The organism is Saccharomonospora saliphila YIM 90502 (genome assembly GCF_000383795.1).
Classification (GTDB): Bacteria; Actinomycetota; Actinomycetes; order Mycobacteriales; family Pseudonocardiaceae; genus Saccharomonospora; species Saccharomonospora saliphila.
Genome location: NZ_KB912728.1, coordinates 50,102 through 59,261, shown reverse-complemented (window position 1 = coordinate 59,261; position 9,160 = coordinate 50,102). Strand labels below are relative to the sequence as shown.

At 71.6% G+C, this 9,160-nt stretch carries 10 protein-coding genes; 4 read left to right on the top strand and 6 right to left on the bottom strand.

What is annotated here, in order from left to right; genetic code table 11:
- Positions 1 to 114: 114 nt before the first annotated feature.
- A complete protein-coding gene (locus SACSA_RS0119240) occupies positions 115 to 633 on the top strand; it encodes a flavodoxin family protein (protein ID WP_019819379.1) in 519 nt (172 codons plus the stop codon).
- 1 nt (position 634) lies between these two features.
- Here SACSA_RS0119240 and SACSA_RS0119235 read toward each other — a convergent pair whose 3' ends face one another.
- From SACSA_RS0119235 to SACSA_RS0119215, 5 genes are all read right to left on the bottom strand, one after another.
- Positions 635 to 1,306, bottom strand: coding sequence for an enoyl-CoA hydratase-related protein (locus tag SACSA_RS0119235; RefSeq protein ID WP_019819378.1), 672 nt, complete (start codon positions 1,304 to 1,306; stop codon positions 635 to 637).
- Positions 1,307 to 1,457: 151 nt separating this feature from the next.
- Positions 1,458 to 1,736, bottom strand: coding sequence for a PASTA domain-containing protein (locus tag SACSA_RS0119230; RefSeq protein WP_028662050.1), 279 nt, complete (start codon positions 1,734 to 1,736; stop codon positions 1,458 to 1,460).
- An 80-nt stretch (positions 1,737 to 1,816) separates the two neighbouring features.
- On the bottom strand, positions 1,817 to 3,211 hold the full coding sequence (locus SACSA_RS0119225; protein ID WP_028662049.1) for a DUF4389 domain-containing protein: 1,395 nt from the start codon (positions 3,209 to 3,211) through the stop codon (positions 1,817 to 1,819).
- Positions 3,212 to 3,296: 85 nt separating this feature from the next.
- The gene (gene trxA / locus SACSA_RS0119220; RefSeq protein WP_019819375.1) at positions 3,297 to 3,656 is read right to left on the bottom strand and encodes a thioredoxin; all 360 of its coding nucleotides are present in this window, start codon (positions 3,654 to 3,656) and stop codon (positions 3,297 to 3,299) included.
- A gap of 110 nt (positions 3,657 to 3,766) precedes the next feature.
- Positions 3,767 to 4,105 (bottom strand): VOC family protein, encoded by a 339-nt coding sequence (locus SACSA_RS0119215; protein WP_157597055.1) that lies wholly within the window; start codon positions 4,103 to 4,105, stop codon positions 3,767 to 3,769.
- A 73-nt stretch (positions 4,106 to 4,178) separates the two neighbouring features.
- On the opposite strand from SACSA_RS0119215, the gene SACSA_RS0119210 reads away from it, so the two are divergent.
- The 3 genes from SACSA_RS0119210 (at position 4,179) to SACSA_RS0119200 (ending at position 8,406) form a co-directional block, all read left to right on the top strand.
- On the top strand, positions 4,179 to 4,805 hold the full coding sequence (locus SACSA_RS0119210; RefSeq protein ID WP_019819372.1) for an alpha-ketoglutarate-dependent dioxygenase AlkB family protein: 627 nt from the start codon (positions 4,179 to 4,181) through the stop codon (positions 4,803 to 4,805).
- Between the two features lie 151 nt (positions 4,806 to 4,956).
- Entirely contained in the window at positions 4,957 to 6,279 is a 1,323-nt protein-coding gene (locus SACSA_RS0119205) for an ATP-grasp domain-containing protein (RefSeq protein ID WP_048877007.1), read from the top strand.
- 21 nt (positions 6,280 to 6,300) lie between these two features.
- A complete protein-coding gene (locus tag SACSA_RS0119200) occupies positions 6,301 to 8,406 on the top strand; it encodes a CocE/NonD family hydrolase (protein ID WP_019819369.1) in 2,106 nt (701 codons plus the stop codon).
- Between the two features lie 259 nt (positions 8,407 to 8,665).
- Here the strand turns inward: SACSA_RS0119200 and SACSA_RS23860 are convergent.
- A partial coding sequence (locus SACSA_RS23860) for a SelB domain-containing protein (RefSeq protein ID WP_232213015.1) occupies positions 8,666 to 9,160 on the bottom strand: 495 nt, incomplete at its 5' end.

Genomic DNA, 9,160 nt, shown 5'->3' with positions numbered 1-9,160 from the left:
CCGCGCCAGCGGTGCGCTCCCCCGCCCCGGACACGCCCGGGCGAGTCCCGCAGCGCGAGGCCCGCGCCGCACGGCCTCTGCTGACCCGCACCGAGTGGACGGGAAGGAATTCCGATGCGCGCGCTCGTCGTGTTCGAGTCGGCCTTCGGCAACACCGAGGCCGTGGCCCGGGGAATCGGCGCCGCACTCGCCCCGCACGCCGAGGTGGAGGTGCGCGAGGTGGGCAGCGCGCCCGGTGTGGTCGACGACGCCACTGACCTTCTCGTGGTGGGCGCGCCCACGCACGCCTTCGGGCTCAGCCGGGAGTCGACCCGCCGCGACGCGGCCGAGCAGGCGCGCGAGCACGGACGAGAGCCGGTCTCTCGGGGACGCGGTGTGCGGGAGTGGCTCGACGAGGTGCGCCTGCCACGCGGCGTGCGCGTGGCCGCGTTCGACACGAAGATCAACCGTCCACGTCTTCCCGGCTCGGCGGCGAAGGGCGTGATGAAACGGCTGCGCCGGGCTGGGCAGGTGCCGGCGACCGCGCCGCAGAGCTTCTACGTCACCGCGACGGCCGGCCCGCTCCTCGACGGCGAACTCGACCGTGCCGGCGAGTGGGCCGCGCGCCTCGTACCCGGCCGGGCAGGTAGCTGACTCAGCCGAGCGGGTTCTCCTCGTCGCGCAGCGTCCGCAGCGCGGAGGCATACATCCGGGACTTGATCGTGGCCAGCGTGCGCCCGGCCTTGCCCGCCTGCTCCCGGGCGATCCGCAGCGCGGTCGGGACCACGGCCTCATCGTCCACCGCGTGGTCGACGACGGCCGCCGAGGCCGCGTCGTGGCCGCCGTAGCGCCGGGCGGTGGTCATCGCCTCGTGCGCGGTCGACGGCGTCAGCCTGGCCTGGATGAGCGCCGACATCCCCGGGGTGAACGGGATGTTGATGTCGGCCTCGGGCAGGCACCAGAAGCCCCGGTCGGCACGCATCACGCGGAAGTCGTGGGCCAGGGAAAGCATGGCTCCGGCGGCGAACGCGTGGCCCCGCATCGCCGCCACCGTGATCACCGGCGCCGAGAGCATCCGCGCGAACAGGCGGTGCACGCCGACCACGTAGTCGTGGTACCGGTCGCCATGGGCGGCGAGCCAGTCCAGGTCGAGTCCGTTGGAGTAGAACTTGCCGGTCGCGGTGGTGACCAGCGCCCTCGGGCCGTCGGCGCTTTCCACCTCGTCCAGGGCGGACTCGACCGAGGAGAGCCAGTCGGGGTGGAACCGGTTCTCCCCGTCTCCGAGGTCGAGGAGGAAGACGTCGTCGCGACGGTCGAGTGTGGGCACGGTAGCTCCTTCACGGGTGGCGGGGCGCGGTCGCGGCGTTTCCGCCACCACCCGACGCGGCGCGGAACCGGCCGTTACCGGCGAGTAACTTTTGCTCGCATCGTACCGTCACCCGTGTAGGACGTGGGGCCCCTCCCGGCTCGCGCGGTGCTCAGACAGGGTCCGGGGAACCCGACTCGACCGGGCCGGTCACACCCGCCCCCACCGAGGCCTCCCGGCCCGGGTGCACCCACAGCACCACCTCGCCGCCGGTGACCGCTCCAGCGGCGCCGACGGGGCGTTGGGCCGTCACGATGCCACTCATCGGCAACTCGGCGACCCCCTCGGGCGGCACGGGGACCAGTCCGGCGCGGCGCACGATCTCGCAGGCGTCGTCGGCTCCCAGACCGACGACGTCGGGCACCTCCGTGACCTGTCCCGGTTCGTGCATGGTGCGATTGTAGGCGCCGCGCACCGGGGAAACCACGCCCCGAGCACGGAAGGGGCCGGGCCCCGTCCTCGATCCGGTACTCACTCCCGTTGCCGCGCGGCACGGTGGACGGCGACCCCGATCAGGGTCGCCCCACCCGCCAGCAGGACCGCGCCCCCGGCGAGCACCCCCGCCGCGATCCACGGCAGGGCGGGCACGGTCGCCCCCGCCTCGACACGCACGTCCAAGCCTGCGCGCGCGTCGGCCTCGGTGAGCACGACGGTCCACGATCCGCCGCCCGGGGGCAGGGTCACGGTGGGGGCGGTGCCACTCTCCCGCGCGGTCCAGAACGCGCGCTCGCCGGGCGGACCGGGCAACGGCCCTCCCGGGCGCACCACGACCCCGTCCTGCCCGAGTTCGCGGATCTCCGCACGCCGGACCCCCGCGAGATAGCGCTCGGCGTCCGCGGCGGGAGCCACACCGAGAAAGACCGGACCCGTACCGGCGAGCGCGCGGGCGCGGATGCGGATGTCGCCGAGCGTGTCGCGCCACTGCCCGCCGAGCCGGACGTGCTCGGCGGTCACGGCGGAGGTCGAGGTGCTGACCGTGTCGTGCACGGTGAGGTAGCCGTCGGCGTCGCGCTCGGCCGTATGGGCCCACAGCAGTGCCCCACCGCCGCTGAGCACTCCGGTCGCCGCCAGGGCCAGGACCGAGCCCGTGATCGTGGCCGCCACGCGCCCTCCCGTCCAGCCGCCGTGCGGAGCGGGCGGTGTGGGCTCGACCCGGCCACCCGGGATCGGCCCGGCGGGGTCGTGCCCGCCCAGGTCCAAGCGGAACGGCGGGTAACGGTCGGTCATCAGCGTCGCGTATGCGGCGACCCGCACGACCCAGCGGTCCAGGCCGAGCACCAAGTCGTAGACGGGTTTCGGGTAGCGGCCGGTGAACAGCAGCACCACGGCCGCGATGAGCACCAGCACGCCGATGAGCCCGCCCGCGCTCCAGGGCACGCCGCCGCCGTCCGCGCCGTCGGTGTCGGCGGTGCCGCCGAACCACCAGGGCCCGCTCCCGGTGAACACCGCGACGACGATGTAGTGCGGGATCGCCAGCAGCCACCACTTGACCAGCGCGAGCCCGCGCGAGAGGCGTGCGGGATAGGCGATTTCCAGGCGGGCGGGGTAGTCCGGGACGTCGGCGAGGGTGAACGGCGGGTAGCGGTCGGTGCCCAGCGCCGCGTAGGCGTAGTAGTGCACCCGCCAGGTCCAGCGCAGCACCCCGACGTTGAAATCGAACAGCGCGCGGGGATACCGCGTGGTGACCACGATCGCGACCAGTGCCACCAGCGTGAGCACGGCGAACGCGATCCACAGCAGTGCCAGCACCAGGTAGTGCGGCACCGCCAGCAGCCATTTCACCAGCCAGAGCCAGCGCGAGAGGTCCGGGTCGAGACGGGCCTCGACCCGGACCGGGTATGCGCGCTCCCACCGGTGGGAACTCACGGGCGTCTCGTCGGCGTCCACGCGAGGGGACTACCCCGGCACCGGCCCCTCAGTCGTCGGCGCGGACAGCCGACGCGGCGAGATCTCAGCTCGCCTCGGCGATCTCCTGGCGGACCTGGTCCATGTCGACCGCGCTGACCTTCTCGATGAGCTCCTCCAACGCGGGGGCGGGAAGCGCCCCCGGCTCGGCGTAGAGGACGACGCCGTCGCGGACGGCCATCAGCGTGGGGATCGAGGAGATCCCGAAGGTCTGCGCGAGCTCGACCTCGGCCTCGGTGTCGACCTTGCCGAAGGTGATGTCGGTGTGCCGCTCCGAGGCCTGCTCGAAGACCGGAGCGAACGTGCGGCAGGGGCCGCACCACGACGCCCAGAAGTCCACGAGCACGGTGCCCTCCGCGCTGACGACGTCCTTGAAATTGGTGCTGGTCAGTTCGACCGTCGCCATCGGTTTTCCTCCTGGCGCTCGGTGTCGGCGTACTCCTGCGGCAACGCCGCACCCGAACCGTTCATTCCGGGCGGTGCCCCGGGCAGTGAGGCGGCCGGCTCGCCCCGGACTCAGCGGGTGGGGGCCTCGGCGAGCGACAGGCTGTTCCCGTCCGGATCGAACACGGCGACATGGCGCACGCCGTTCCCGGAACTCGCCACCGGCTCGTGCTCGATCCCGTGGGCGACAAGACGGGCCAGCATCTCGTCGAAGTCGTCCACCTCGAGCGTCAGCACGGCCCGGCCCGCCCGCTCGGCGCTCTCCTCGACGAAGCCCCACGCGCTGTCGGTGATCCGCCAGAGCACCTCGCCGTCGACGACCTCGTCTGCTTGGCGTCCGAAGAACACCTCGAACCACTCCAGCGCGGCGACCCGGTCCGTCACCGGCACGCCGCAGTACAAACGTGTCATCGATGCCATAGGAGAAACCTACCGCACCGGCTTCGCGGTAGAACACACGTTCGACCCGGCGTAGGCTCGCGGTATGGAACGCGCATTGCAGGGGTCGCTGTTCGACACCGCCGAGGACCCGCGGCTGGGTCCGCTCGCCGGGATTCGGCGCACCGAGCTCGGTGACGGCGCGTGGATCGACGTGCTCCCCGGCTGGCTTACCGGGGCGGACGTGCTGTTCGAACGGCTGGCGGACGGAGTGCCGTGGCAGGCCGAGCGCCGGAGGATGTACGAGCGCACCGTGGACGTGCCCCGCCTGCTGTGCTTCTACGGCGAGAAAGACCCGCTTCCGCACCCGGTGCTCGACACCGCCCGCGCGGCGTTGACCGCCCACTACGAGGGCAAGCTGGGCGAGCCGTTCCGCACGGCCGGGCTCTGCTACTACCGGGACGGACGCGACAGCGTGGCCTGGCACGGCGACCGCATCGGCCGGGGCGGCCGGGAGGACACCATGGTCGCGATCCTGTCCGTCGGCGCATCCCGGCCGCTGCTCCTGCGGCCCCGCCGCGGTGGCGCCACCGTGCGGCACAGCCTCGGCCACGGCGATCTGATCGTGATGGGCGGGTCCTGCCAGCGGACGTGGGAGCACGCGATACCGAAGACGACGCGGCCCGTGGGACCGCGCATCAGCATCCAGTTCCGCCCCCGAGACGTGCGCTGAGTGCGGTGGCACGGTGTGCGCGACCGCACCGGCACGGAACGGCACGAAGAGTTTCGTTCCCCCATCAGGTGGTCATCCTGAGCGCGGGTTTCCTGTAGTACCCGGGCGGTAGGGACGGCGTCCGGGAATGAGATGTCGTGGAGGTGGGCGCGTGCCCCAGAATGTGTTCGTACTCGGTCTCGATGAGACGAACCGCGCCTTGCTCGAACGACTCCCCGGCGCTGAGGAGCTGCGCTTTCACGCGCTGCTCGACGTCTCCGAGGTCCGCATCGGCCAGACCGACTTCCGGAGCTGTCTCGACCACGCCCGGGAGCGCCTCGCGGCCTTCGACGGCCCGATCCACGCGATCACCGGCTACTGGGACTTTCCCGTCACCTCGCTGGTGCCCGTGTTGTGCGAGGAGTACGGCCTGCCGAGCACCAGTCTCGAGTCGATCGTCAAGTGCGAGCACAAGTACTGGAGCAGGCTGGAACAGGCCGAGGTCGTCGATGCCTATCCCCGCTTCGGCCTGCTCGACCCGGTACGGGACGAACCGGTGCTGCCCTCGGGGGTCGACTACCCGGTGTGGATCAAGCCGGTCAAGTCGGCCTCGTCGAAACTCGCCTTCGAGGTCGATGGCCTCGGAGAACTGGCCGAGGCGCTCACCCACATCCGCGCCGGGATCGCGGATGTGGGCGGGCCGTTCGACGCGGTGCTGGAGCGGGTGGCGCTGCCGCCCGAGGTCACCGAGGTGGACGCCGAGACGTGCCTGGTCGAGGAAGCCGTGGGGGGCAGGCAGGTCACCGTCGAGGGCTACCGCCACCACGACCGGCCGCACGTCTACGGGGTGATCGACTCGGTGAACTACCCCGGCACCTCCAGCTTCCTGCGTTACCAGTACCCCTCGACGCTGCCCGCGCATCTGATCGAACGGGTCACCGACGTCGCCGAGCGGGTGGCCACGCGGATGGACCTGTGTTCGACGACGTTCGACATCGAGTTCTTTGTCGACACCGACACCGACCGGGTGTGGGTGCTCGAGGTGAACCCGCGGATCTCCCAGTCACACGCCCGGCTGTTCGAGCACGTCGACGGCGTGTCCAATCTGCATTGCATGGTGAGCCTGGCACTCGGCAGGGACCCGCGCATGCCGTCCCGGCAGGGCGAGTACGGCGTGGCGGCGAAGTGCTTCCTGCGCCGGTTCACCGACGGCATCGTGCGCCGCGTTCCCACCGACGAGGAGATCGCGGAGATCGAGCGGGAGATTCCCGGGGTGGTGGTGGAACTGACCACCAGTGAGGGAACCCGACTGTCCGAACAGTACAACCAGGACAGTTACAGCTACGAGCTGGCCGACGTCCACGTGGCGGCGCGGGACGAAACGGAACTCAACGACAAGTACGAGCGGTGCGTGCGCGCGCTGCGCTTCGACATCGACGACGTCGACGGTGCCGACGGTGCCGACCCGGTCGATGTCGCGCGCACCGCTTCCTGACACGACGAGCGGGAGAGATGCGTGCGAACGGTCACGACACTGCCCCACACCACCCGGGTCGACGACTCCGTTCGGATTCCGCTGTCCGACGGCGCCGAGCTGAGTGCCCGGATCTGGCGCCCCCTCTCGTCGGACACGGAGCCGGTGCCCGCGATCCTGGAGTTCATCCCCTACCGGTTGCGCGACCTCACCGCCCAGCGTGACTCCATCCATCACCCCTACCTCGCCGGGCACGGCTACGCGGGAGTCCGGGTGGATCTGCGGGGCAGCGGCGACTCCGACGGACTCCTGTCGGACGAGTACCTCGAACAGGAGCTCTCCGACGCCGAGGAGGTGCTGGCGTGGCTGGCCGAGCGGCCGTGGTGTGACGGCAACACGGGCATGATGGGCATCTCCTGGGGCGGGTTCAACGCGCTGCAACTGGCCGCGCGCCGCCCGCCGAGCCTGGGCGCGATCGTCACGCTGAGCTCGTCCGACGACCGTTACGCCGACGACGTGCACTACATGGGCGGCTGCCTGCTCTCCGACAACCTGTCGTGGGCGTCGGTGATGTTCGCCTACAACTCCTGTCCGCCCGACCCAGCCGTGGTGGGCACGCGGTGGCGCGAGATGTGGCATCACCGGCTGGAACACTGCGAGCCGTGGCTGATCGAGTGGCTCAGGCACCAACGGCGCGACGACTACTGGCGGCACGGGTCGGTGTGCGAGGACTACTCCGCGGTCGGCTGCCCGGTGCTGGCGGTGAGCGGCTGGGCCGACGGCTACTCGAACGCGGTGTTCCGGATGCTGCGGCACCTCGACGTGCCACGCAAGGGGTTGATCGGCCCGTGGTCGCACAAGTACCCGCATCTGGGCAAACCCGGACCGGCGATCGGGTTCCTCCAGGAACTGGTGCGCTGGTGGGATCACTGGCTCAAGGGCGTCGACACCGGCGTGATGGACGAGCCGATGCTGCGGATCTGGATGCAGGAGAGCGCCAAGCCCGCCACCGCCTACGAACAACGGCCGGGCCGCTGGATCGGTGAGTCGGCGTGGCCGTCGGAACGGGTGGAGCCGACGGCCTTCACGCTCCTGCGCAACACCCTGGCCTCTCCGTCACCCGTGCCGTCCCCCACCGAGGACCTGGTGGAGAGTCCAGCGGGCAACCCGGTGGCCGATCCGACCGCGCTGGTGTCACCGCGCGCGGACTCATCCGGTGAAGCGCTGACCATCGAGTCGCCGCTGTCGGTGGGCCAGTTCGCGGGAAAGTGGTGCTCCTACAACGCGCCGCCGGACCTGCCCTACGACCAGCGCGAGGAGGACGGCGGGTCACTCGTGTTCGACAGTGACGTGCTCACCGAGCGCGTCGAGATCCTGGGCTCGCCCGTGGTGCACCTGGAACTGTCCGCCGACCGCCCGACCGCGATGGTGTCGGTGCGGCTGTCCGACGTGTCCCCCGAGGGCCGGGCGACGCGGGTGAGCTACGGGTTGCTGAACCTGACCCACCGCTACGGGCACGACCGGCCGGAGCCGCTGGAGCCCGGGCGACGCTACCGGGTCAGCGTGGGCCTGAACGGGGTGGCGCAGGCGTTCCCGGCCGGGCACCGCATCCGGTTGTCGATCTCGACGTCGTACTGGCCGCTGGCGTGGCCGCCGCCGGAGCCCGTGCGGTTGACCGTGCACACCGGGAGCAGCGAGGTCGTGCTGCCAATGCGCCCGGTCCGCGATGGTGAGGCGGCACCGGAGCCGTTCGACGAGCCCGAGGGCACTCCGTCGACGCCGGTGCGGAGACTGCGCCCGGGAGACGGGCGGTGGACGGTGTCCCGGGATCTCGTCGAGTACCGCTCCGCACTGGAGGTGGTCAAGGACCTGGGTGTGGTCCACCTCGACGACATCGACCTGGAGATGGGCCGCCGCGCCGACGAGTACTACGAGTGGGTGGGCGACGACTTCGAGTCCGTACGTGGGCAGGTGGACTGGACCATGCGCTTCTCACGGGGTGAGTGGGACGTCTCCACCGTCACGCACACGTCGCTGTCGTGCACCCCGACGGAGTTCATCGTGCACGCCCGGCTCGACGCCTTCGAGAACGGCGAACGGGTGTTCTCCCGCAACTGGCACACGTCGGTACCCCGCGACCACGTCTGACCCGCTCTGCCCCGCCCGCGAGTTGCCCCTTTCGGCCCGCGAGTTGCCCCTTCCCGTCCGCGAGTTGCCCCCATGTACCCGAGGGATTCGCAGCCGCGGGCGGAGAGCTCGCCGCGCCGCCCGGACACCGCACCCGCCGCCGCCCGGACAACCGCCGCCGAACCGGGGCAGGTCGCGGGCAGCCAGGGGCAACTCGCAGGCAGCTAGGGGCAACTCGCGCGCCGCAAAGGGCAACTCGCGGGCAGATGGGGCAGGCGGGTCATTCCTGTTCGGGTGTACCGCGCAGCACTCGTGTGCCGTCGTCGCGGCGGACGGTGTGTCCGTCGGCGTCGAGTCGTTCCAGTAGCGGCACCGCCACCCGGCGCGTGGTGTCGAGGGCGCGGCGGGCGCGGCTGACGGTGAACGGCTCGCCGAGGTCTTTCAGCACCCGCACCGCCTCCGGCAGCGCGGCCGGGGACAGGACGACGCCCTCGGTCAACCGCACCAGCCTGCCCGCGCGTTCGGCCGCCGCGAGTTCCTTCGGTCCCAGGCCGAGGCGGGCGAGGTCGTCGGCCTCGGGTGCGGCGAACGGTCGCCGCGCCAGCTCTCGCTCGACCGTGCCCACAGCCCGCTCCACCGCGGCGGGCAGACGAGTAGCGGCGCCGGGCTCACGCAACTCCCCGTCGCGGACCACGAACGCGGGCACCGCCGCATCCGCCGAGACCGCATCCCCCGAGACCGCCTGCCCCGGGGGCGACTCCACCGGAGCCGACTC

Excerpts from the sequence above, each read along its gene's own strand:
- SACSA_RS0119240 (WP_019819379.1), top strand. The coding sequence starts at position 115 with ATGCGCGCGCTCGTCGTGTTCGAGTCGGCCTTCGGCAACACCGAGGCC.
- SACSA_RS0119230 (WP_028662050.1), bottom strand. The coding sequence starts at position 1,736 with ATGCACGAACCGGGACAGGTCACGGAGGTGCCCGACGTCGTCGGTCTG.
- trxA (WP_019819375.1), bottom strand. The coding sequence starts at position 3,656 with ATGGCGACGGTCGAACTGACCAGCACCAATTTCAAGGACGTCGTCAGC.
- SACSA_RS0119215 (WP_157597055.1), bottom strand. The coding sequence starts at position 4,105 with ATGACACGTTTGTACTGCGGCGTGCCGGTGACGGACCGGGTCGCCGCG.
- SACSA_RS0119210 (WP_019819372.1), top strand. The coding sequence starts at position 4,179 with ATGGAACGCGCATTGCAGGGGTCGCTGTTCGACACCGCCGAGGACCCG.